This is a genomic window from Acidaminobacterium chupaoyuni, assembly GCF_047936785.1.
GTDB classification, from domain to species: Bacteria; Bacillota; Clostridia; order Oscillospirales; family Butyricicoccaceae; genus Acidaminobacterium; species Acidaminobacterium chupaoyuni.
In genome coordinates this window covers 1,987,231-2,011,300 of sequence record NZ_CP176394.1, presented here as the reverse complement: position 1 = coordinate 2,011,300, position 24,070 = coordinate 1,987,231, and the positions used below count along the sequence as shown (strand labels likewise).

The window sequence follows — 24,070 nt, the reverse complement described above, 5'->3', positions numbered from 1 at the left end:
ATGGATCAGCAGGAAACCCGAAAAAAAGCGCTGGATTATGCGGCCCGTGTGCTGGCGCCGCGCATGCTTGCTGAAAGCCAGCTGCGTGAAAAGCTGCGCGCAAAGGAATTTGAGGAAGACGCCATCGATTATGCGGTGGCCCGCCTGAAAGAGATGAACGCCATCAACGACGCGGAATATGCCCAAATGATCCTTCGACATTATGCGGGGCGCGGTTTTGGCCGCCAGAAGGTGATGCAGGAGCTGCATCGCAAGGGGGTTCCGAAAGAAGTGGCGCAGGAAGCCACCGCCGATTTCGAACCCTGCGCCGAGCAGATGCTGCGGTATCTGGAAAAAACGATACGCAGCGATAAAACAGATCAAAAAGTGCTGCGCAAAGCGGCCAACGGCCTTTATCGGCGTGGCTTCAGCTGGGAACAGATCAACGCGGCGCTGGATATCTATTGCAATCAGGAGGAAAACGAACCGTGCCCATAAAAATACACATGAATTCTCTCGGATGCGCCAAAAATCTGGTGAATTCCGAGCAAATGCTGCAGCTGCTGCGCCAGGAAGGGATGGAGATCACAGAAGATCTCAGCATGGCCGATGTGGCCATCGTGAACACCTGCGGGTTTATCGACGCGGCGAAACAGGAAGCGATCGACACGATTTTGGAAACGGCCGAGATGAAAAAACAGGGCCGGCTCAAGGCGCTGATCGCCACCGGCTGTCTGGTAGAGCGATATGCCGATGAAATTTTAAAAGAACTGCCCGAACTGGATGCCGTTTGCGGCACAGGCAGTTATACCGATATCGCAGAAGCGGTGAAAAGCGCGCTGGAGGGCCAAAAGAAGGCCTATCTGCGTTCCAGCGCGGAAGCGGCGCTGGAAGGCGGCCGTGTGCTTTTGACAAAGCCCTATTCCGCTTATCTGCGCATCGCCGAAGGCTGCAACAACCATTGCGCCTATTGCGTGATCCCTTCGCTGCGCGGCCCGTTCCGCAGCCGCACGATGGAGCATATTCTGGAAGAAGCGCGCCGGCTTGCCGCCGAGGGCTGCAAAGAACTGATGCTGATCGCCCAGGATACCACCCGTTACGGAACGGATCTTTACGGCAAAAGAACGCTGCCCCAGCTGGTGGAAGCGCTTTGCGCCATAGACGGCATCGAATGGGTGCGCATCCATTATCTTTATCCCGATGAGCTGGATGATGAGCTTTTGGAAGTGATGGCGCGCAACCCCAAGGCGCTGCACTATTTTGATATCCCCATGCAGCACATCAGCGACCGCGTTTTAAAAAGCATGAACCGGCGCGGCGATGGGGAACTGATTCGCCAGAGAGTGACGAAAATTCGTGAAATGTTCCCTGATGCGGTGATCAGAACTTCGCTCATCGTGGGCTTTCCCGGCGAAACCGAAGAAGAATTTACAGAGCTTTATCGCTTTTTAGATGAATATAAGCTGGAGCGCGCAGGCGTGTTTGCCTATTCCCGCGAAGAAGGTTCTGTGGCGGCCGAAATGCCCGATCAGATCGAGGAAACGGTGAAACAGCAGCGGCTGCAAACTCTGCTGGATCTGCAGGATGCCGTGATGGATCAATTTTCGCAGACTTTGGTGGATTCGGTTCAAACCGTGCTTTGCTGCGGCTATGATGAAGACCATGAGCTGTATTTTGGCAGAACCTATATGGATTCCCCCGAGGTAGACGGCATCGTTTATTTCTATTCCGAGGAAGAAGTGGCCGAAGGCACTTTTGTTCAGGTGAAGATCGAAAGCGGCGTCGGCGCAGAGCTTTATGGCGAGATCACAGAATAAAAATATAAAGAGGAAAGAATATGACAACGGCAAATAAGGTAACCCTGATCCGTATGGCGATGATTCCGTTTTTCATCTATTGTGCCCTGCAGGGCACAATTGCAATGGATATCGCGGCAATGACATTGTTTATCGTGGCCAGCTGCACCGATTTTATCGATGGCTATATTGCGCGCCACTATAATCAAATCACCGATTTCGGAAAATTTGTTGACCCTTTGGCAGATAAACTGCTGGTCTGCGCCGCTTTGGTGATTTTTGTGCAGCGCGGGCAGATGTCTTCGGTGATGGTTTTCATCATTTTGGCAAGAGAATTCATCATCACTTCACTGAGAACGGTTGCCATGGGCAAAGGCCGCGTGATGGCCGCCGCATGGTCGGGAAAAGTGAAGACCACCATTCAGATCGTGGGCGTGGTGGTGCTGTTCCTGGTGGCGATTTTCGAAGCCAAAAATGTAGAAATGCCTTGGGAAACCATCAATTCCGTTACAGCCTGGGCAATGACACTGGTTACTTTATATTCCGGTTATGATTATATGAAGCGCAACTGGGATATTGTGGCCGAAGGCGCGACCTCCAAAAAATAAAGAGATAAAGGAGAAAGAAGATGCGTTTATATAACTCGTTAACAAGACAGCGAGATGAATTCGTTCCCAATGAACCCGGCAAGGTGAATCTGTATACCTGCGGCCCGACGGTTTATCATTTTGCGCATATCGGCAACCTGCGCAGCTATATTATGGAAGATGTTCTGGAAAAATATCTGCGTTATGTGGGATATGATGTGAAGCGCGTGATGAATATCACCGATGTGGGCCATCTTTCCAGTGATGCCGATACCGGCGAAGATAAGATGCTCAAGGGCGCCAAGCGTGAACATAAAACCGTGATGGAGATCGCGAAGTTTTATACCGACGCGTTTTTTGCCGATTGCGAAAAACTGAATATCAAGCGCCCCGATGTGGTGGAACCCGCAACCAACTGCATCGACAGCTTCATCCAGATGATCGAAGGGCTGATGGCAAAGGGCTATGCCTATGAAGCGGGCGGCAATATTTATTTCGACACTTCCAAGCTGAAAGAATATTATGTTTTCAACAAGCAGGATCAGGAAGATCTGGCCGTGGGCGTGCGCGAAGGGGTGGAAGAAGACACCAACAAGCGCAACAAAACCGATTTTGTTTTGTGGTTCACCAAATCGAAATTCGATGATCAGGAACTCAAATGGGATAGCCCCTGGGGCGTTGGTTACCCGGGCTGGCATATCGAATGCTCCTGCATCAGCAGCAAATATCTGGGCGAATATCTGGATATCCATTGCGGCGGCATCGATAACGCTTTCCCCCACCATACCAACGAGATCGCTCAAAGCGAAGCCTATTTCGGCCATAAATGGTGCAATTACTGGTTCCATGTGCACCATCTGAACACAAACAGCGGCAAAATGAGCAAGAGCAAGGGCGAATTTCTCACCGTATCGCTGCTGGAATCCAAGGGCTATGACCCGATGGTCTATCGCTTCTTCTGCCTGCAGTCGCATTACCGCAAATCGCTGGTGTTCTCTTATGAGGGCATGGATAACGCGGCGACCGCATATCAGAAACTGGTGGGCCGCATCGCGGCACTGCAGCCCAAAGAGGGCGAAGCCATCGACGAAGCGGGCGCAGAACAGCTGCGCGCGGTGTTCCGCGAGGGCATGGATAACGACCTGAACACTTCTTTGGGCATCACGGCTTTATATGATGTATTGAAGGCCGATCTGAATGACGCCACTAAAAAAGCGCTGATCGCTGAATTCGATCAGGTTCTTTCGCTGAATTTGATGAAAGCCGCCGCCAAAGCGGCCGAGCCTCAGCAGGCCGAACATTCGCTGGATGAAGAAATCGAAGAGCTGATTGCTCAGCGCCAGCAGGCAAGAAAAGAGAAAAATTTCGCAAAAGCCGATCAGATCCGCGATGAGCTGAAAGCCCGCGGCATTGTTTTGGAAGACACCCCCCAGGGCGTGAAATGGACTTTGCAAAAGTAAATAACGCAACCGTTTAAGCAATCACGCGGGAAACGCCGCAGAAGAAACAAAATTGCCGCAAACCGCATATCCTGCCTATAAGAAGGAGGGATCGATGTGGATTGCGGCATTTTTTCGGAAGCTTTGGTAAGCGTTTTGGCGGCGGTGGGTGCGGCGGCAATTTTGCGTGAAGCGCTTCGGATGTTTTTGATTTGGCGGCTGAAAGGCCGGTTTACTCTCTGCCTTTTGATCGACCCGGAAAAATTGCAGGGGGAAAAAGAGCTTTGGACAGCGGGCTGGCTGAAGCTGCTGCGGAAAATGGAATATCCTGAAGCGGAATGGTATGTTTGTGAAAAAACAGAGCGGCTGCCCGAAGAGGGGGCAAAAAAGAGGTGAGAGCATGAACGAAAAGGAAATGGAAAAAATTGAAGGCACCGTGCGCGCGCTGATCTATCAAAATGAAAACAACGGCTGGACGGTGGCGCGGATGGAAACCGACGACGGCGCAAACCTCGTGATCACGGGGGTGATGCCGGGGCTGGGCGCGGGCGAAAGCATGATCGCCTGCGGCAGTTATGTGACGCATCCCGAATATGGGCCGCAATTTTCCGTTTCTGCCTATGAGCGGATCATGCCTTCCACGGTGAATGGGATCTATCAATATCTGGCGGGCCGCGCCGTGAAAGGCATCGGCCCCAAAACAGCGCGGCTGGTGGTGGAAAATTTCGGGGAAGAAGCGTTTGAAGTGATCGCCAACGCCCCCGAAAAGCTTGCGGAAATTCGGGGCATGAGCCTGAAAAAAGCGCTGGAAATTCAAGAGAACTTTTTGCGCGGCAACGCCATGCGGGCGCTTTTGGAATTTTTCACGGCAAACGATCTGCCGCTTTATCTGGCGCCCGGCGTTTATAAGCTTTATGGCGACGCGGCGGTGGGCGCGATGAAGGAAGACCCGTATCTGCTGTGCGACGAGCGGTTCGGGCTTGATTTTCATGAAGCCGACCGTGTGGCGGAGCAATTGGGCCTTGACCCGCAAAGCGCCGTTCGGCTGCGCGCCGCGGTGTTATATGAACTGACCTTCAATTTGCAAAGCGGCCACTGTTTTATTCCGCGGGATAAACTGATTCGGGCAACAGCCGCCCTTTGCGGCGCCGAGCCGGGCGAGATCGAGCGCCACCTGGAAGAATTGCTGGAACGCGGCAGCGTGGTGAGCCAGATGGTGGCCGGCAAGGAAATGATCTATCTGGAAACCCTTTTCCGCTATGAAAACAGCGTTGCCGATGAAGTGATGCGGCTTTTGAGCATGAAGCTGATGCCGCCCAAAAACCTGGATAAACTGGTGAGACAGGCCGAAAAAGAACACGCCATCGAATATGCGCCCCTGCAGAAACAGGCGGTGGAATTATGCTTTTCTCACGCGCTTTCGCTGGTGACCGGCGGCCCGGGCACAGGCAAAACCACCGCGGTGTTGGGCATGATCCACGCGCTGAAAAGCAACGGCCTTTCGGTGGTGCTTTGCGCGCCAACGGGCCGCGCAGCCAAAAAAATGACCGAGCTGAGCGGCGAAGAAGCCAAAACCCTGCATCGCCTTCTGGAAGCGCTGTATTCCCCCGAAGAAGGCAGAATGAAGTTTAAACGCGGAAGAGAAAACCCCATCGATGCCGATGTCATCATTGTGGACGAGGCTTCGATGCTGGATATTTCGCTGACGGCTTCTTTGTTAGACGCCATGAAACCCCATACTCGCCTGGTTTTGATCGGCGACGCCGACCAGCTGCCCCCCGTTTGGGCGGGGAGCGTTTTTGCCGATCTGCTTTCCTGTGAATTTGTTCCGGCGGTTCGGCTGACGGAAATTTTCAGACAGGCGCAGGGCAGCCAGATCGTGATGAACGCCCATCGCATCAATCAGGGCCTGATGCCTGAGCTGTGGAACAAAACAGGCGATTTTTATTTTTCCGCGGCCGCTTCGCCCGAAGAAGCCGTGCAGACGGTGGCCAGCCTTGTGGCAGAACGCATCCCCAAAAAATTCGGCATCGATCCGCAGAATATACAGGTGATCTGCCCCACGCGCCAGCAGATGTGCGGCACGGTTTCGATGAACCGGATTTTGCAGGAATATCTGAACCCCGCGGGGGATGGCCGCGCCGAAGTGAAAGCCGGGCCTTATCAGCTGCGGCTGGGCGATCGTGTGATGCAGATCAAAAACAATTATGATATCGTTTGGCAAAGCGAAAAGACCGCCGAGATCGGAACGGGGATTTTTAACGGCGACACCGGAACGATCACGCTGATCGATAAGCAGGAAAAAGTTTTGGTGGCGCGGTTCGATGATAAAGTGGCGGGTTATTCGTTTGATGACCTGTATCAGCTGGAGCCGGCCTATGCCATCACCGCCCATAAATCACAGGGCAGCGAATATGAGGCAGTGATCTTGCCGGTGTTTCAGGCGCCGGAACGATTGCTCAACCGCAGCATTCTTTATACCGCCGTCACCCGCGCCAAAAAGCTGCTGGTATTGGTGGGCAAAGCTTCGGTGGTGACAAAAATGGTGGAAAGCAACCAGAAAAACAGGCGATATTGCGCGCTGAAATATCGCTTAAGGCATCTATATGAAGAACGAATGGGTTAAAAAGCTGCTGTTTCCGCGGCGATGCGTTTTTTGCGGATGCCTGCTGAAAGAGGGGGAAGAGCCGCTTTGCGCTGCCTGCGCCGAAGAATTCGAAAAACTGCGGGTCTTGCGGCCCGGCGAGCGAAATGCTTTTATCGACGGCGGCATTTCTGTGGCGCAATATGACGGCGTTGTTCGCCGGGGAATGCATCGTTTTAAATTTCAGGGGAAACGGCGCGCCGCGGCGATGATGGCCCGCGGGATGGCCGAAGCGCTGAAAAACCAGCCATGGGATTTTGATGTGATCACCTGGGTTCCCGTTCATTATTCCACCCTGTGGAAGCGCGGTTACGATCAGGCCAAAGAACTGGCGCTGGGCATGGCGGCAGAAACGGACAAGCCCTGTTTTGCGCTGCTGAAAAAAATCAGAAAGACAAAACCCATGTATCGGCTGACGGCGGCGCAGAGACGGGCCAATGTTTTGGGGGCGTTTCGGGCGCGATGCAGGCAAGGCGAATTACAGGGCCTTCGCGTTTTGGTGGTGGATGATACCTTTACCACCGGCGCAACGGTGGAAGAATGCGCCAGAATGCTGAAAATGGCGGGCGCGGAAAAAATTCTGTATGCGACTTTTGCGAAAACGGTCAAGAGAGCTTAAAATGGCTTGAAAAGATTTTTTTTATTGGTTATAATAAGCTTTATGAATGTGATTTTGATGTTTTTTCAAAAAAAAGGAAGAAATAACAGAAGAAATTTGCATAAATGGTAAAGCAGCTCAGAATAACCGGCCGGCGGTGGCGGATGTGCTGTGAAAAGCTTTCCCGCCGGAGAAAAGGAGTATGGAATATATGTCAACCGGAGATATCGGAATCGACCTGGGTACAGCTTCTGTATTGGTCTATGTAAAAGGGAAGGGAATCGTTCTCAGCGAACCTTCTGTGGTTGCCGTGGATAAAACCAGCGGCAAAATTTTGGCCATTGGCGCCGATGCACAGGCGATGCTGGGCAGAACCCCCGGCAATATCATTGCTGTGCGCCCCTTGCGCGAAGGCGTTATTTCAGATTATGAAATGACCGAAAAAATGATCAAGGAATTTATCAAAAAAGTCTTGGGCTTCCGTTTGTTAAAGCCCAATGTGGTCATCTGCGTTCCCAGTGTCATCACCGAAGTGGAAGAACGCGCCGTGATCGACGCCGGCACACAGGCGGGCGCCAAAAAAGTATATCTGATCGAAGAGCCTGTGGCCGCTGCCATTGGCGCCGGCATCGATATCGCAAAGCCTGATGGCAACATGATCGTGGATATCGGCGGCGGCACAACCGATGTGGCCGTGATCTCTTTGGGCGGCATCGTTGAATCCACCTCCATCAAAGTGGCCGGCGATAAATTCGATGAAGCCATCGTCAAATATGTGCGCCGCAAGCATAATGTGCTGATCGGCGAACGCACAGCCGAAGATTTGAAAATCAACATCGGCTGTGTTTATCCCCGCCCCGAAGAAACCACCATGGAAGTGAAAGGGCGCTGCCTGATGACGGGCCTGCCCCGTGTATTCACGGTGACTTCCACCGAGCTGATGGAAGCTTTTGAAGAAGTTTCGGCAAAGATCGTGGAAGCGGTTCATAATGTGCTGGAGCGCACAGCCCCCGAACTGGTGGGCGATATCGCCACCAACGGCATCGTGATGACAGGCGGCGGATGCTTGATCTATGGCTTCGATAAGCTGATCGAATCTAAGACAGGCATTGTTACCCGCGTGGCTGATGATGCGGTTTCCTGCGTAGCACTGGGCACCGGCAAATCACTGGAAAATCTTGCAATCATGCAGGATGGAACCATGAACCTTTCATGGCGCCGCCAGATGATGTAAAAAACTAAAGCAAAATGCGGTGATCTTTTTTATCGAAGATCACCGCATTTTTATGTTATCGGCACTCTGACGGGCAAGGTAAAAGCCGTTGGCGCAAGAATGCGCAAGAGCAAAAGCGGCGCGGTGGGAGAGCAGGGGGCGCGGCGGTAAGGCACGCAGAAGGAGAAAAGCACCCATCAAGCGGAGCAGGCAAGAAAGAAAAACAGCAGAAACACAGATGGCGCGGCAAAAAAAACGCCGAAAGCAAAGATGCCATCGGCGGGAAAAGTGTGATTTAAAAGAACATTTCGGTGACGATTTTGAACAGCAGCAGCACGATGACCAGAACAATGATGGGCTTGATGAATTTCGCGCCGTTTTTGATGGCCAGGTGGGCCCCGAGATAATTGCCCGCGATCATAGAAAGCGCGGCCGGCACGGCCAGCCAGTAAAGAACTTTGCCGCCGGACATATAAGCGATGGCAGAGGCCACATTAGAAGCCAGATTCGTGAGTTTGGCGTTGCCCGAAGAGGTGATGAGCGGAAGCTTCAGCACCAGGCAGAACAGAATGATGAGGAAGGTTCCGGTTCCGGGGCCGAAAAAGCCATCATAAGCGCCCAGCCCAAGGCCGATCAAAAGCGCTTTGGGATAAAGATGCTTCACTTCTTCATGCCCATCTTCATTCTCGCCGAACTTGCGGTTGAACAAAATGAAAATAGCTGCCAGCGGCAAAATGATCATCAGGCAATAACGCAGCACTTCTTCTTTTAAAATCATGGCAAGCTGGCTGCCCAGCCAAGCGCCCACAAGCGCGCCCGCGCCCGAAAAAAGGGCGGTTTTCAAGTGGACATTGCCGCTTTTGAAATAAGTAAAAGAAGAAACACAGGTGCCTGTTGCTGCGGCGAATTTATTGGTGCCATAGGCAAAATGCATGGGAAGCCCGGCGAAAACATAGGCCGGAATCGAGATCAGCCCACCGCCGCCGGCCACGGAATCGACAAAACCGGCTAAAAAGACCAAAGGGCATACGATCAACAATGCGCGCAAACTGAATTCCATAAATACACACTCTCTTCTTTTTGCTCTGGCTTTTTTGAAAGTGCTGTGGCCTGCGGCTGGTTTCGGCAAACACCGGCGCAGATCAGAAAAAACGCCGGGAATGGGGATCTCGCAGAGAGGCACAGAGAAGCCTTTCAAAACAACTCATGGTTAAGCTCCTTTCATCATAGCAAAAAACCATGAGCATGACAATAAAAAGCGTAAAAAAAGAAAAAAGAGTGATATGGCGATGGCCATATCACTCTTACAGGTTATGGGGTTAAGCTTCGATGGGTTCCACCGTTCTGGCAGGCGGCGCGCCGCAAACGAAATAAAGCTGATAAAGGCCTTTTTCCAGCTGCATCGACTGCACGGCAGAAACGGCTTCTTCGCGGGAAAGTTCGGGCAGGATCACAGAGATGCCGCAGCTTTGGGAAATTTCGCGCAGGGTGGGAACCACCGTGATCTTGTAATGCTCTTTTAAAAGCTTTTGCGCCAGCATGGCGGTATGGGTGTTTTCAAAAGAAATGATGTAGAAATTTTGCTGCATCAGATTTTCATCATCTTTCCGCAGGAGGTAACTGCTTCTAAAATTTCATACATATTGCTGACGATGCCGCAGCCCAGCTGATCCATCAGACCATAGAAGTTGAGGCAGGTGCCGCAAACCATTACTTTAGTGCCTTTTTCAATCAAGGCCTTTAAACTGTCGATGATCTGCTCTTCCTGGCAGGGCAGTTTTACGCCCTCGTTGAGGAAAGCCACCACAGAAGGCGGGTTATCCATTTGGGTCAGGGTGTAGAAATACATTTTGATCAGGTTGTGGCCCAGCTCGTTATCCGCGCTGCCCAGCTGCTTTTCGGTGACGAAAACCGACCACGAGGTGTCTTCATAAGAAGGGGCGTCGGCGGATGCCGCGGCGTCTTTCACCATGGTCAGAATATAATCGCTGCCTTCCTGCTTTTGCGCGAAGGTATAGCCGGCGCTTGCCGCGTAACGCTGGAGGTTACCCACGGCGGTGATATTATCCACGGTGGTTTCAATTTCTTTTTCGCCTTTCAAAACGGCGGCTTTTGTCATTAAAACGGGTTTGGGGCAAGCTTGCCCTCTTGCATCGATCCGAAACATTTTATATGCCTCCATAGAAAAAATGGGAACTTTTCGGCTTGAAAAACAGTCGAACTTTATCGTTCCTATTATATCAGTGTCGGTTCGATGCGTCAATGCGTCATAAATCACATCACGAATATCGATGAATAAGAAAGAATTTATCGAAAAAGCGGATAGAAACCGGTTCAGCTGCCGTAATCTTCCAAGATCTGCTGAAGTTCTTCGGCGGTTTTCAGCGGAATGCCTTCGGCGAGATATTGACGGTCTTGCTGGGGCAGGGCCGCCACATCAAAATCGGTGACAAAATTAGGGGTTTGCGCATCAAAAGAAGGAAAGACAGCAATTTTTCCGTTATAATCGCGCAGAATATAAAGAGGGGATTCCTGCAAAGGAACGGAAGAAACGGTGGATTTCGGCGGAACTGTCGCTGCGGTGGAGGAAGAATGGAGCATTGCGCCGGCAGAAAGACCCACCGCACAAACAAAGGCACAGGAAAGAACGCCAAGACGCCATTTTTTTGAACGCATGGAAATGGACTCCTTTCGCATTAATATTCCTATGATTGCCAATAACAGGCAAATTATACCCGGGCATCGTGAATTTTAGTGGCATTTCAATCTAAATGTGGTATAATAACCGTGTGGCGGTTATTATACTGATTTTATGGCCCGCTTACAGCGCCGGCCACTTTATACCGTTCATGCTTCGCATTCACGGTATAATAACCGCGTGGCGGTTATTATACTGATTTTATGGCCCGCTTACAGCGCCGGCCACTTTATACCGTTCATGCTTCGCATCCACGGTATAAAAAACGCGTGGCGGTTATGATGCTGCTTTTATGGCCCGCTTACAGCGCCGGCCACTTTATACCGTTCATGCTTCGCATTCGCGGTATAAAAAACGCGTGGCGGTTATGATGCTGCTTTTATGGCCCGTCTGCGGCGGTGAAAAGTTCCGACATTTCACGGCAGAAGGACCTCAGCTGTTTTGCAGGCGATGAGAAGCCAAGCCACAAGAAGTTTTCAGTATACTTTTGAAGGCGATAGTATCGTAAATGTGCAGCCTGCGATTTCCCTGCGAAGAGCCTCAAGCAAGCCCTTGTGGCGGATGTTTTGCCGCCATCGCGTGTTTCCTTTGAAAGGAGAGAATCAATGAGTACACAAAAGAAAAAAACAACGAAAAGGATGTTCAACGGAATGCGGCCGCTGCCGTTTGTGCTGCTGTCGATTTTATTGATCGGCGTCACCACAATGGCCATCTGCGGCATGGCTTTCGCGATTTATGTGCATAAATACATCAATCCGAATATCGACATCAATTTAGAAGAATTCCGTTTAAACTTCACAAGCAAGGTGGTTTATGAAGATAAAAACACCGGTGAGCAAAAAACGCTGGAAGAGCTGCATGGCAGTGAAAACCGCGTGTGGGCCGATCTGGATGAGATCCCCAAAAATCTTCAGCATGCCTTTGTAGCCATCGAAGACGCGCGTTTTTATAAACACGGCGGCGTGGATTGGAAACGAACCTTCGGCGCCGCGGCTAACTATGTGCTGCATTTCCGCGATAATTTCGGCGGTGGTTCCACCATCACCCAGCAGCTTATCAAAAATCTGACGGGCGAAGATGAGACCTCGGTCAAGCGCAAAGTGGCCGAAATCATGCGCGCGATGGCACTGGATAAAAAATATGAAAAAGATGACATCCTTGAGATGTATATGAATACGATCTATCTGGGGCAGGGGGCAAACGGCGTAAAAACCGCGGCGCTGACTTATTTCGGCAAAGAGCCGAAAGATCTCTCGCTGGCCGAATGCGCCGCCATTGCCGGCATCACCAAGAACCCTTATAAATATGACCCTTATCGGTTCCCGCAGTTCAATAAAGAGCGCCGCAGCCTTGTTTTGAAACAGATGCTGGCCGAAGGATATATCACCAAAGAAGAAAAAGAAGCGGCGGATGCGGAAGAACTGGTGCTGACCCGCGACCCCAGCATCGACGCGCAGGAAAAGCCATGGTCTTATTTTGTGGATGAAGTGTTTAACACCGTGGTGGAAGATCTGATGGAGCAGAAGGGTTACAGCAAAACTTTTGCCAAGCAGATGATCTATACCGGCGGCCTGACCATTGTCAGCACCATCGATCCCGAAGTGCAGAGTAAAGTGGATGCGGTGTTCCAGGATACAAAAAACTTCCCCGGCGTTTTGGGGAAAGACGGAAAGATGCCCCAGGCGGCCATGGTGATCATGGATCAGCACACGGGCAATGTGGTGGCCATGTATGGCGGCCGCGGCGTTAAAGAGGGCAATCTGGTTTTGAACCGCGCCACGCGAACCAAACGAAGCCCCGGTTCTTCCATCAAGCCCATCAGCGTTTATGCGCCGGCCATCGAATATGGGCTTATCACTCCCATCACCGTATTGGATGATGTACCGAAGAATTTTTCCATCAAGGCCAGCGGCTGGCCGAAAAACTCCACAAACGGTGGGGTTTGGTCGGGCCGCATGACGGTTAAAAAAGCGGTGGAACTTTCCACCAACACGATTCCCGTGGGGCTGCTTCAGGAACTGACGCCCCGCAAAGCTTTCGATTTCGCCCACCTGAACATGGGCCTGGAATCGCTTGTGGAATCGCGCACGATCACCAATAAAAAAGGCCAGACCTTTAAGCTTTCCGATGTGGATTACAGCCCCCTGGCGCTGGGCGGCCTTACAGACGGTGTTTCTGTGATGGAAATGACGGCGGCCTATTGCGCCTTCGGCAATGACGGCAAATACACCAAGCCCCGCGTTTATACGAAAGTCTATGACGCCAAGGGCGAAGTGCTGCTGGATAATGAATCTCAAACCACCGTGGCCATGTCGCAGAAAACGGCCGATTATATGCTGGATCTTTTAACGAATGTTGTGACCGGCCCGCAGGGTACCGGCGCCCGCGCCAAGATCCAGGGCATTGAAACCGGCGGCAAAACCGGCACCACCGATGATGATTACGACCGCTGGTTCATGGGCCTGACCCCTTATTATACGGGCGGCGTGTGGTTTGGCTATGACACGCCCCAGGTGGTAAAAGGCGTCAGCAGCAACCCGGCGCTGGCGCTGTGGAAGGCTGTGATGCAGGAAGTGCACGCCGGCCTGCCCAATGCGCAGTTCGAGCGGAAAACGGAATATGTTACCGTGAACTATTGTCTTGACAGCGGCCTTCTGGCCAACGAATATTGCTCGGCCGATCCGCGCGGTTCGCGCATCACGAGCGGGCGCGTGGCAAAAGAAGATGTGCCCAAGAAACAATGCGATGTTCATGTGGGCGTTAAAGTGGATATGGATACTTTGCAGAAGGCTACGGAATTCTGCCCGGCTGACCGCGTAAAAACGGTGGGCATGCTGGATATCACCCGCAATTTCCCCGTCAGCGTAGCGGTATCCGATTCCAAATATATCGTGCCAAAAGAATCCTGCACGGTGCATAACGCCACAAATAACGGCAACAAACCCACGGAAGAACCGGGAGAGGGCGACACGAAGCCATCGAACCCCAATTCGGGCAACAACGGCGGGCAGACAGAAACACCCGAAACGCCAACAAAGCCCACGAAGCCCACAGAACCCGAAAACGGAAACGGCAATAGCGGCAATCAGGGCGGAGGAACCAACACGCCGCACCCCTAAAAAATTCAAACCCATCCTTTGCAAAAATGCGGGGGATGGGTTTTTTCACGGGAATAAACGATAAAAATCAAAAAAGAAAATTATGAAAAGAAAGTGCGTAAAAAAGAGCTTTTTTTCGTGAAAAGCTTGTGTATAAGGCGGGAATCTGACATAATAAGTGAAGCGGTGAAAAACCGCAAGAAAAGGATAGGTATCAAGAATGAGTAATGTATTTTGCGTTCCTTGTCTGCTGGGCGTGGAAGGGCTTGTGGCCGATGAGCTGAAGTTCAACCACTTTGAAAAGGTTCAGGCAGAAAACGGGCGTGTATATTTTGAAGGCGGGATGAAAGACGCGGCGCGCGCCAATATCATCATGCGCTGCGGCGAGCGTGTTTTGTTGCGGCTGGCCTCTTTTCGCGCCACCACTTTCGATGAACTTTTTGAAGGCACAAAGGCCATCCCCTGGGAAGCTTATGTGCAGACGGACAGCGCTTTCCCCGTGAAGGGTTATTCCATCGGCTCCCAGCTTCACAGTGTGCCCAACTGCCAGAAAATCATCAAAAAAGCCGCGGTTTCACGGCTGAGCCAGGCATATGGCATCAACTGGTTTGAAGAAACCGGCGTGAAATATCAGATCCAGTTTTCGCTGATGAACGATCTGTGCGAGATCTATCTGGATACCACCGGCACACCGCTTTATAAGCGCGGTTACCGCACGGCGGCAGGGGAAGCCCCGCTGAGAGAAACCCTGGCGGCTTCTTTGGTGAAGATCGCCCGTTACCGCGGCCGTGAAGAGATGATCGACCCCATGTGCGGTTCGGGCACCATCGCCATCGAAGCGGCGATGGCCGCCGCGAAGATCATGCCCGGCGCAAGAAGAGCATTCGACGCCGAAGCATGGGCCTTTTATGACACGGCTTTTTGGCAGCAGCTGAAAGAAGAGGCGATCGCCGGCGAAAGCTATGAAAAATTGCCGATCACCGCTTCGGATATTTCGGCGGAATGCGTGCAGCTGACCATGGATAACGCCAAACGGGCGGGGGTGGCCGATTTGATGACCATTCGCCGCGCCGACGCGCTGGGGGTGCATTACACCGGGCGCAAGGGCGTTCTGATCACAAACCCGCCCTATGGCCAGCGGCTGCTGGATGTGGAATCGGCGGCAGAACTGGCGGATGATTTCGGCAAGGCATTGGCCGACACCCCCGACCTGAAAAAATATATCATCTCGATGGATGAACAATTTGAAGAACATTTCGGCCACAAGGCCACCAAACGCCGCAAGCTCTATAACGGCATGCTGAAATGCCAGCTTTATATGTATTATAACGCGCGCTGAGCAAAGCGCGCCAAACGGAAAGAGAGAGACCGATTCGGGAACAGAATACGGTGAGAAAAGCTATGAAACATCTGTTTATCATCAACCCTGCCGCCGGCAGCCGCGACCGCAAGGAAGAGATCGCCAGCATTGTGAAAAGAACGGCGGATGAAGAAAATCTGGATTATGAAATTTTCATCACGAGCCGCCCGGGGCACGCCGCCGAGATCGCCAAAAGGGAATGCCAGAACCGCCCGGGGGAACTTTTGCGGTTTTATGCCTGCGGCGGCGACGGCACTTTGAACGAAGTGCTGGCGGGCATCGCGGGGCAGCCAAACGCTCAGCTGACCCATTTTCCCAAAGGCACGGGCAACGATTTTATCAAAGTTTTCGGCGAACGGGCCTATGAATTTTCATCGCTGCCGCTTTTGACGCAGGGCGAGATCATCGACATGGATTATATCGCCTGCAACTGCGGCACGGCCATCAATGTTTTCAGCGTCGGCATCGATGCGCGCGTGGCGCAGGGAATGCGCAAATATCGCCGCCTGCCCCTCATGGGCCAGGAAGGGCCTTATCTGTTTTCGACCTTTGAAAACATTTTGCGCGGCCTGGGGCAAAGCTATGAAATCGAAATCGACGGCCGCGATTACAGCGGCGATTACAGCATGCTTTTTGCGGCGAACGGCCGCTGGTATGGCGGCGGTTTCTGCCCGGTTCCGCAGGCCGACCCTACAGACGGCGTTTTGGAAATCTTGCTGGTGAAAAAGGTCAGCCGCATCACCGCCGCAAAAGTGGTGGGCGCTTATAAACAGGGGCGATACCGCGAGCTGCCCGAGTGCATCACGCATTTGCAGGCCCATTCTTTGAAGATCCGCCAGAAAAACGGCGAATATTTCCCCGTGAATCTGGATGGTGAAATCGCCATGACCACCCACGCCGCGGCCGAATTGAAAAGCGCGGTTCCTTTCGCCGTTCCGCCGGGGGTCAAGGTGGCTCGGCAGGAACAGGAAGTTCCCGAAGAAGAATAAGCACATTTTCGGCGTGTTAACAAAAAGTTTTTAAAGAAAAGACTTGAAAATTCGCAGGACCTATACTATTATAATAACTGTTGTTAGCACTCGAATAAAGAGAGTGCTAAAACAAATGAATGGATTATTATTTTCATGGGAGGTTCCTATTTATGAAATTGCAGCCTTTGACCGACAGAGTTGTCATCAAGATGGTAAAAATGGAAGAGACCAGAAAAAGCGGCCTCATCATCACCGGCGCAGCCCAGGAAAAGCCTCAGATGGCAGAAGTGATTGCCGTTGGCCCCGGATTGAAAGATCATGCGATTCAGGTAAAAGTGGGCGATAAAGTGATCACCAGCCAGTTTTCGGGCACTACAGTGAAAATTGAGGGCGAAGAATATATCATCGTCCGCGAAAACGATATTCTCGCGATTGTTGAATAATTGAGGAGGAACGATCATCATGGCAAAAGAAATTCTCTACGGTGAAGAAGCCAGACGCGCCCTGGAACGCGGCATCAATCATCTGGCCGATACTGTTAAAGTTACCTTGGGCCCCAAGGGCAGAAATGTTGTGCTGGATAAAAAATTCGGCTCTCCGCTGATCACAAACGACGGCGTGACCATTGCCCGCGACATCGAGCTGGAAGATGCCTTTGAAAACATGGGCGCACAGCTGGTAAAAGAAGTTGCCACCAAAACCAACGATATCGCCGGCGACGGCACAACCACAGCCACTTTGCTGGCGCAGGCGTTTGTTCGCGAAGGCCTGAAAAATGTGGTGGCGGGCGCAAACCCCATGGTCGTGCGCAAGGGCATTCAAAAGGCTGTTGATGCAGCCATCGAAGCCATTAAAGATAATTCCCGCAAGGTGAAGGGCACAGAAGACATCGCCCGCGTTGCGGCCGTTTCTTCCGGTGATGATTTCATCGGCCAGCTGATCGCCGAAGCGATGGAAAAAGTGACCGCCGACGGCGTGATCACTGTGGAAGAATCGAAAACTGCCGAAACCTACAGCGAAGTTGTGGAAGGCATGCAGTTTGACCGCGGCTATGTGACCCCCTATATGGTGACAGACACCGAAAAGATGGAAGCCGTTATGGATGACGCTTATCTGCTGATGACAGATAAGAAGATCTCGAATATCCAGGAACTGCTGCCTTTGCTGGAACAAGTGGTTCAGGCGGGCCGCAAGCTGGTGATCATCGCTGAAGATATCGAAGGCGAAGCGCTTTCCACTTTGATCGTGAACAAACTGCGCGGCACTTTCAACTGTGTGGCTGTGAAAGCCCCCGGCTTCGGCGACAGAAGAAAAGAAATGCTGCGTGATATCGCGGCGCTGACAGGCGGCGAAGTGATTTCCAGCGAACTGGGCATGGAACTGAAAGACGCCACCATGGATCAGCTGGGCCATGCGGGCCAGGTCAAGGTTTCGAAAGAAAACACCATCATTGTCAACGGTTCCGGTGACCCCAATGCCATCAAGGGCCGTGTGACTTTGATCCGCAACGAACTGGAAAACACCACTTCTGAATTCGACCGCGAAAAATTGCAGGAACGCCTGGCGAAACTGGCCGGCGGCGTTGCTGTGATCAAAGTGGGCGCAGCCACCGAAACTGAAATGAAAGAAAAGAAACTGCGTATCGAAGACGCTCTGAACGCAACCCGCGCGGCTGTGGAAGAGGGCATCGTGGCCGGCGGCGGCGTGGCTTATGTGAACGCCATTCCCGCGGTTTCAAAGCTGGTTTCTAAAGTGGAAGGCGACGAAAAAACAGGCGTTCGCATCGTGATGAAAGCTTTGGAAGAACCCATGAAGCAGATCGCGGCAAACGCAGGCGTAGACGGCGGCGTCGTAATCGAAAAAGTCAAGAACTCCAAGAAGGTCGGTTATGGCTTTGATGCTTATAACGAGACCTATTGCGATATGATCGAAGCGGGCATCGTTGACCCAACCAAGGTCAATCGTTCTGCGCTCCAGAATGCCGCTTCTGTGGCAGCGATGGTGCTCACAACCGAATCGGTGGTCGCCGATAAGCCCGAACCCCAGCCTGCGGCCCCTGCCGGCGGCATGGGCGGCGGAATGGACATGTATTAATCGGCGAGCGGAAGCTCCGTATAAAAGCAGACACTGAAAAAACAGGAATCGCTGTGAATGATTTTTATTCACAGCGATTCTTTTATTTTTCTTTATGGTGCGCGGGGCAGTATGACGAGCGGTTTTTGATGTTTTAAAACAGCCGGGGCATGAAAGGTTCTTTCCGCGCATAAAGATCAATCAGGCGGGAGGGATCATTATGTCAGAAAAAACAAAAGAACGATTGTATCTGGCCGTTTGCATTGCCTGTTTTATCACCTGCGCGGTGCTGCTGTTGAGCATCTATTTTGAAAAGCGGGAACAGGCGCAGCATATGGCGGTGCATCAGCCGCGCATGAGCGTGGAAAGCGTTTTGCAGCAGGAAAAGGCACAACCCGAAATGCTTATTACTCAGGAATATGCCGCTTCAATGCTGGAAAAGATGCTGCCGGAAGGAATTCCACTGGAACAGCTGACCGTGGCGATCCATGAAGGCGGCAAGATCGATTTGGGCGCATACACCAGCCGGGAAGATCTGCGTGATTATTTAAAGGCGCAGGGGGTCGAACTGGGGATGAAACAGAAATTTTTAATGGCCATGATGCCTTCGCGCATTTCACTGGGCGTGGGCTTCCTTTGCAAAACAGAAGGGCAGAATATCACCTTGACGCCCCAAAGCATTTCGGCGGGCGATATGGATATCAGCCTTTCCTTTTTGCCCGAAAGCTTCAGCGAAACTTTTAGCGCCACACTGAGCGAAATGATGGGGTTGACGGGCTTTCCCATCGGGGAGATCCGATTTCAGGAAGGGGCGCTGGCCCTGATCCCATAACGGCAAAAAGCCGCGCGGGTTGCAGCGAAAGAAAAACAGAAATAACAGAAACACGGCCCGCGGCGCTTTTTAAAGCGCTGGGGGCCGTGTTATAGATTAATGGCTGATGGAATAGGCGTTTGCGATATTGGTGGTTCCGGTTTCTGATACCTTGACATATTCCACCGTCACCCCGGAGGAAGCGACATGCACCCGCAGATATCCGGCAGAGGGCAGAAGCGTGCCGCTCTTGTAGCCGAATTTATCCGCATCAGCGATACTGTTGCCCGGCGTGCCGGGCTGCGGCACCATCTGGTAGACGATGCCGTCTTTTTCCTGCTTTGCGTAGAAGTGATCGTGGCCGTGAAAAACCGCGGTCACATCATATTTGACCAGCAGGTCGTGGATTGGCATCGCCCAGCCGCTGCGGTTCGCCGCAAAGCCGCTGCTGCCGTCAAAGTTGCGGCCTCCCCACTCAAAGTATTGCGCGGCTTCCATTCCGCCGCGGCTATCCTTGCCGAGGCCGCCCACCATATTGTGGAGAAATATAAATTTATACGGTGCATTGCTGGCAGCAAGTGTCTGCGACAGCCAGTCATATTGGGCTTTACCCAGCGTGCAGTTCCATCCATCTGCATCAGACTGGCGTTTTACGGTGGTAAAAGTATAAGGATCCAGCACGATAAAGAGGGCGGTGCCATAATTGAACGCATAGTAATTGCCATCCGCCGGGGCGGAATATGCGGCTATGCCCAACAGGGGATTTGGAAAATATTCTTCTCGCAGAGATTTGGTCCATTCCGTTTTTTCGCTGGCGGACCATCCCTGCTCTCCATCATGGTTGCCGTTGACAAGAAACAGCGGCGTTGCGCCCAGAGCATTCAGGTATTTCTTCTGCAGCGCGAAACGCGCCGCGGCTTCGTCATAGGTTTTTGCCAGTTTTTCCACCATGAATGTATCGCCCAGATCCATCAGAAACGCGGGAGAATCAGCTTTGATCTGAGAAAGCGTCTTGGCATAGAGGGATGGAACGGTATTTTCATCCAGATGGGAATCCGCCTGAATATCAAAGGTGAAATCAGCGCCGCGCCCAAAGGTCACCGCGCCGGAAGCGGGGGAAGAAGCTGTTGTGACGACGACGCGGCAACGGATCTGATCCCATTCGACAGCCGCCCCGAGAAACTCACTGACAAACCTTATGGGAACATAGGTTCTTTCACCTTGAATAAAACAGGTGGTATCCAATGCCTTGGGCGCTTCATTCACATAGACCGTGCTGCTGCCCACAGGCAGGCGGATGATCGTGCCGCCTTTTTCAATGACCGCCGTGCGTTCGGCGGAATCCCACCGCACATCGGCGCCCAGAGCTTCTGCAATGAAGCGGATCGGCACCTGTGTGCGGTCGTTTGCGTCGATGAAGGGCTGAGCGTCAAATTGGATCTGCGTTCCGTTTACCCAGACAGTCGGGTTTTTTGCTATGGGGGAGGGAATGGTGCTTCCGCCGGTTCCCAGCGGCGTGAGCCCCGTTCCGTAATGAGAAAAATCTTCTGATGCACCGGCGAGTTTGGTCAGATGATGGGAAGAGTCTACTGTATAACTGTAAACAGCGCCGGTGGCGGCGTTTGCGCCCTGTGTATCCAGCATGTCATAGCTGCGCATATAATCCACCTGCACGCCTGCGCTGCTCACAGTGACATTCAGATAGCCTGAGTTCGCCAGAATATCCGCATGCGGATAGGCATCGGGATTGGACTGTTTATCGGCGACTGTTTCGGCGGGCTTGGGCAGCGTTTGATAAATGACGCCGTTGACGGTTTCCCGTGCAAACAGATGGTCATGCCCTTGAAAGAAAATGGTAACCCCCGTGTTTTCCATGATTTTTTGAATGGGTTCGCCCCAGCCCGGGCGCATTTTATCAAACAGGTAGGCGCCATTTCTATCATAGCCGCCCCATTCATAGAGGGTGGCAATCTCTGCGCCGCCGCGGAAGTTGCCTATGGCATGGTGGCTGAAAACGAACTTATATTTTGCAGAACTGGTTTCCAGCGTTTTTTTGAACCAGTCATATTGGGTCTTGCCCAGTGTCCAATCCCAGCCGCCATCGGTATTATAGGGGTCGGCCGTGGTGTAGCGGTAAGGGTCGATAGAAACATACAAAGCATCGCCCCAAGTGAAGGCATAGTAATTTTCCGGTTGGCCGCAGACATCCTCTGTTTCTGTGTTGCCGGAATAAAAGCTGTTTGGAACCGGATTTTCATAATAGGTCTTGCGCAGCAGTGTTGCCATGGCGGCGAGGTTTTTGTCGGAACCATCAAAAAAGTTTCCATACTCGCCCTCGTGATTTCCCATGGTGAGAAAGAGCGGCGCGCGGGATGCCACAATGGAGAAATAGGGGAGCTGCTGGGTATAATGGGAACGGATTTTTTCTGCATCCTGGTGAATCGGGTCTGTTTTGACCTGATCGTTCAGAAACGCGTCGCCCAAATCGAACATGAAATCCGGGTTTGAAGCCGCCATATTTTCCATAGAGGTCTTATAAAGGGCGGGGTCGGCTTTATTCAACAGATGAGAATCGGATTGCACAACGAAGGAATAGGCATTCCCCGCCGAACGGGGCATCTGAAAATGGTATTCCGGCGATTGAAAGTAATCGGGATCGCCCGTGCTTTTGAAACAGATGCGGTAGTAAAAGACCTTATCGGCCGCGAGATCCGTCATGGTAATGACGGCGGGGCTGGCGGCTGTGGCTGTGACGGCGGCGCTTTTTTGCGGGAAGCTGCCGCTGTCGTTTCCCCATTGTGCATAGACTGAAAAAGATCCATTTGTGGGCGTCACGGAAACAGTCATCTCTGTACTTGTGGGGCGCCCGAGAAGGATCGTTCCGGGAAAGGCGGAGGATGCTGCCGCGGCGGGCGTTGCCGCACCGTGAAGAACACAGGCCGCGGTAAGGATCAACGCCGGCGCAAGAAGCAAGAGAAGCATTTTTCTTTTCATATGAACCGTTCCTTATGTCGTAAGTTCCGCCGTGTTTGAGGCGCTGTTCCATTTCACGGTGAAATTCAAATTCTCAGCGAGAAAGCGCAGCGGCACCAGCGTGCGGCCATTTTGAATCTCGGCAGGAACATCCAATGTCACTGCTTTTCCGTTCACCTGCGCATCTTTGCTGCCCACAGGAAGGCAGATAACATCGGCATTTTTGGTGATGATGGCCGTTCGTGTGAAAGAATCCCATTCCGCTTTGGCGCCCAGCGCTTCGGCGATCATTCTGGCGGGCACGATGGTTCGGCCATCTTTGATGAAGGGCTGCACATCAAACGCGATCGGCTTTCCGTTCAGGGTCACTTTCACACCGCCGGGTTTTGCTGCTTCTACGCCAAAATCTGTTGGCGCGGGAAAGATGCCCGCATTTGACGGCATGGCTTCCACACCGAAGAAGAAATCAGTATCCGGCAAAGAGGGTGTACCGACCGGGGAAGAAAAGCGGTAAACGCCCTTTACTTCCACATCCAGATCACGCAGCTTGATCAGCGCGGCGCGCTGGGCATCGGTCAGCGTTTTGTTCACTTCGGCAAACCGCTGGGCATAAAGCGCGGAAACGGTGCCATCCAGTTCGCCATATCGCTCGATGAGAGAATAGACTTTTTCCTGATCGACCGTGTCGCCGGTCATGGCTTTGCGCAGCTGCGCCGATACTTCGGCCCGGATCTGTGCGATCTCGGCCATGCTGTCTTTTTGCGCGGGGATGATACCTTCGATGAGTTTTCGCTGGCTGTCGTTGAGAATATCAAGAAATTCTTGGCCTTTGTCGCCGGTGACAGAGGTGCTGATGAAGTAATCGGGATTATTCATCGCCGGATAATCTTTCATGAAGAAACCGCCGAAATAGGTGCCGTGGCGCTCAGGGCAGAAGTAGGCATCGGCCTCTGCGCTGCCTTTGAACCAAGAGAACAGTTCACTGGCATAGGTCATCACGCAGACGAATTCATTGTTGCTCAGGCTGGATTTCAGCTTGTCGTCTTCGGCGATATCCGGCCATGTGTTGAAATCATCAAACTTCATCTTGGCCAGATAGCTTTTTTGTTCATCGGTAAAAGACTGAATGATCTTTCCAACAGCGATCGCGCGGCCATAGCTCATTTCGGCATCTATTTTATACAGATTTGAAGTATATGCTGCAGCCGTGTCATTGGAAAGCGCCGTGGCCCCGGCGGGGAGATCGCCTTCCAGATTGCGGCGAAACGCGCTGATCAGCGGCAGACGATTATAAGCGAACTGAGTGTAAAGCGGGGCCTGCTCTTTGGCCAGCGTCACCAGCTGCGCTTTTTGCTCGTCATTTAGGATATACAGAACATTGTTGGCCACCCGGGAAAGGAATTGGGTGTTGTGACCATAGCCCGCCGTATCGACATCGCGCATATATTGAAAACCAAAAAAATCAGCCACTTTTCCGGGAGGGAAAAAGGTATCCGCGCCGTCGTTGCCGGTGATGAAGGCAAGGCCGGAAAATGCGATGGTGGAGAGCTGTGCTTTGTCAGACAGCGCCTGATCGGTGGAATAGCCGCCGCCCTGATTTGTGTTCTGGGCGGTTGTCGTCTGGATGGCTGGCGGGTTTGCCTGGGTTATTGCTCTGTTTCCGGTTCCTGTTTGGGCAGAGAGACTGCTCACGGCGGCAAAAGTTCCGGCAGATGCGGTGAAAACCGCAGCCGCGAGTGCCAGCCCTATCCGTTTGATTTTCTTCATTGCAAACGCTCCTTTCAGTGTGGCGCGGTGTGAGCGCCTTTTATGAAAGACAGTATCCGCCCG

The 24,070-nt window shown here is 52.4% G+C and carries 20 protein-coding genes; 14 read left to right on the top strand and 6 right to left on the bottom strand.

The window, feature by feature from the left end; all coding sequences use genetic code 11:
- From ACJA3I_RS09650 to mreB, 8 genes are all read left to right on the top strand, one after another.
- Positions 1 to 477 (top strand): regulatory protein RecX, encoded by a 477-nt coding sequence (locus ACJA3I_RS09650; RefSeq protein ID WP_458862392.1) that lies wholly within the window; start codon positions 1 to 3, stop codon positions 475 to 477.
- The gene (gene rimO, locus ACJA3I_RS09645) at positions 468 to 1,796 is read left to right on the top strand and encodes a 30S ribosomal protein S12 methylthiotransferase RimO (protein WP_458862391.1); all 1,329 of its coding nucleotides are present in this window, start codon (positions 468 to 470) and stop codon (positions 1,794 to 1,796) included. Before ACJA3I_RS09650 ends, rimO begins: the two co-directional genes overlap by 10 nt.
- 20 nt (positions 1,797 to 1,816) lie before the next feature.
- The gene (gene pgsA / locus ACJA3I_RS09640) at positions 1,817 to 2,383 is read left to right on the top strand and encodes a CDP-diacylglycerol--glycerol-3-phosphate 3-phosphatidyltransferase (protein ID WP_458862390.1); all 567 of its coding nucleotides are present in this window, start codon (positions 1,817 to 1,819) and stop codon (positions 2,381 to 2,383) included.
- A 20-nt stretch (positions 2,384 to 2,403) separates the two neighbouring features.
- A complete protein-coding gene (gene cysS, locus ACJA3I_RS09635) occupies positions 2,404 to 3,822 on the top strand; it encodes a cysteine--tRNA ligase (protein WP_458862389.1) in 1,419 nt (472 codons plus the stop codon).
- A 96-nt stretch (positions 3,823 to 3,918) separates the two neighbouring features.
- Entirely contained in the window at positions 3,919 to 4,197 is a 279-nt protein-coding gene (locus ACJA3I_RS09630) for a hypothetical protein (RefSeq protein ID WP_458862388.1), read from the top strand.
- A 4-nt stretch (positions 4,198 to 4,201) separates the two neighbouring features.
- On the top strand, positions 4,202 to 6,427 hold the full coding sequence (recD2, locus tag ACJA3I_RS09625; protein WP_458862387.1) for an SF1B family DNA helicase RecD2: 2,226 nt from the start codon (positions 4,202 to 4,204) through the stop codon (positions 6,425 to 6,427).
- Positions 6,408 to 7,064 carry a ComF family protein gene (locus ACJA3I_RS09620; protein ID WP_458862386.1) on the top strand — a complete coding sequence of 219 codons (657 nt, stop codon included), beginning with the start codon at positions 6,408 to 6,410 and terminating at the stop codon, positions 7,062 to 7,064. Before recD2 ends, ACJA3I_RS09620 begins: the two co-directional genes overlap by 20 nt.
- 190 nt (positions 7,065 to 7,254) lie before the next feature.
- Entirely contained in the window at positions 7,255 to 8,277 is a 1,023-nt protein-coding gene (gene mreB, locus ACJA3I_RS09615) for a rod shape-determining protein MreB (protein ID WP_458862385.1), read from the top strand.
- Between the two features lie 274 nt (positions 8,278 to 8,551).
- On the opposite strand, the gene ACJA3I_RS09610 is transcribed toward mreB, so the two are convergent.
- The 4 genes from ACJA3I_RS09610 to ACJA3I_RS09595 all read right to left on the bottom strand — a co-directional run bounded on the left by ACJA3I_RS09610 (position 8,552) and on the right by ACJA3I_RS09595 (position 10,932).
- Complete coding sequence (locus ACJA3I_RS09610) at positions 8,552 to 9,316, bottom strand: sulfite exporter TauE/SafE family protein (RefSeq protein ID WP_458862384.1); 765 nt, start codon at positions 9,314 to 9,316, stop codon at positions 8,552 to 8,554.
- 259 nt (positions 9,317 to 9,575) lie between these two features.
- Positions 9,576 to 9,845 (bottom strand): DUF3343 domain-containing protein, encoded by a 270-nt coding sequence (locus ACJA3I_RS09605; protein WP_458862383.1) that lies wholly within the window; start codon positions 9,843 to 9,845, stop codon positions 9,576 to 9,578.
- Positions 9,845 to 10,423, bottom strand: coding sequence for a sulfurtransferase-like selenium metabolism protein YedF (gene yedF, locus ACJA3I_RS09600; protein ID WP_458862382.1), 579 nt, complete (start codon positions 10,421 to 10,423; stop codon positions 9,845 to 9,847). The genes ACJA3I_RS09605 and yedF overlap by 1 nt, the downstream gene beginning before the upstream one ends.
- Positions 10,424 to 10,590: 167 nt before the next feature.
- Positions 10,591 to 10,932, bottom strand: coding sequence for a BofC C-terminal domain-containing protein (locus ACJA3I_RS09595; RefSeq protein ID WP_458862381.1), 342 nt, complete (start codon positions 10,930 to 10,932; stop codon positions 10,591 to 10,593).
- 627 nt (positions 10,933 to 11,559) lie between these two features.
- Here ACJA3I_RS09595 and ACJA3I_RS09590 point away from each other — a divergent pair.
- From ACJA3I_RS09590 to ACJA3I_RS09565, 6 genes are all read left to right on the top strand, one after another.
- Positions 11,560 to 14,073: a transglycosylase domain-containing protein gene (locus ACJA3I_RS09590; RefSeq protein WP_458862380.1), complete on the top strand. Its 2,514-nt coding sequence runs from the start codon at positions 11,560 to 11,562 to the stop codon at positions 14,071 to 14,073.
- A 199-nt stretch (positions 14,074 to 14,272) separates the two neighbouring features.
- The gene (locus ACJA3I_RS09585) at positions 14,273 to 15,391 is read left to right on the top strand and encodes a THUMP domain-containing class I SAM-dependent RNA methyltransferase (RefSeq protein WP_458862379.1); all 1,119 of its coding nucleotides are present in this window, start codon (positions 14,273 to 14,275) and stop codon (positions 15,389 to 15,391) included.
- 62 nt (positions 15,392 to 15,453) lie between these two features.
- Positions 15,454 to 16,401, top strand: coding sequence for a diacylglycerol/lipid kinase family protein (locus tag ACJA3I_RS09580; RefSeq protein WP_458862378.1), 948 nt, complete (start codon positions 15,454 to 15,456; stop codon positions 16,399 to 16,401).
- Between the two features lie 152 nt (positions 16,402 to 16,553).
- Entirely contained in the window at positions 16,554 to 16,826 is a 273-nt protein-coding gene (locus ACJA3I_RS09575; protein ID WP_458862377.1) for a co-chaperone GroES, read from the top strand.
- A gap of 19 nt (positions 16,827 to 16,845) precedes the next feature.
- Complete coding sequence (groL, locus tag ACJA3I_RS09570; protein WP_458862376.1) at positions 16,846 to 18,477, top strand: chaperonin GroEL; 1,632 nt, start codon at positions 16,846 to 16,848, stop codon at positions 18,475 to 18,477.
- Between the two features lie 199 nt (positions 18,478 to 18,676).
- On the top strand, positions 18,677 to 19,288 hold the full coding sequence (locus ACJA3I_RS09565) for a hypothetical protein (protein ID WP_458862375.1): 612 nt from the start codon (positions 18,677 to 18,679) through the stop codon (positions 19,286 to 19,288).
- A 96-nt stretch (positions 19,289 to 19,384) separates the two neighbouring features.
- Here ACJA3I_RS09565 and ACJA3I_RS09560 read toward each other — a convergent pair whose 3' ends face one another.
- A complete protein-coding gene (locus ACJA3I_RS09560) occupies positions 19,385 to 22,261 on the bottom strand; it encodes a stalk domain-containing protein (protein WP_458862374.1) in 2,877 nt (958 codons plus the stop codon).
- Between the two features lie 12 nt (positions 22,262 to 22,273).
- Entirely contained in the window at positions 22,274 to 24,007 is a 1,734-nt protein-coding gene (locus ACJA3I_RS09555) for a stalk domain-containing protein (protein WP_458862373.1), read from the bottom strand.
- Positions 24,008 to 24,070: the final 63 nt, after the last annotated feature.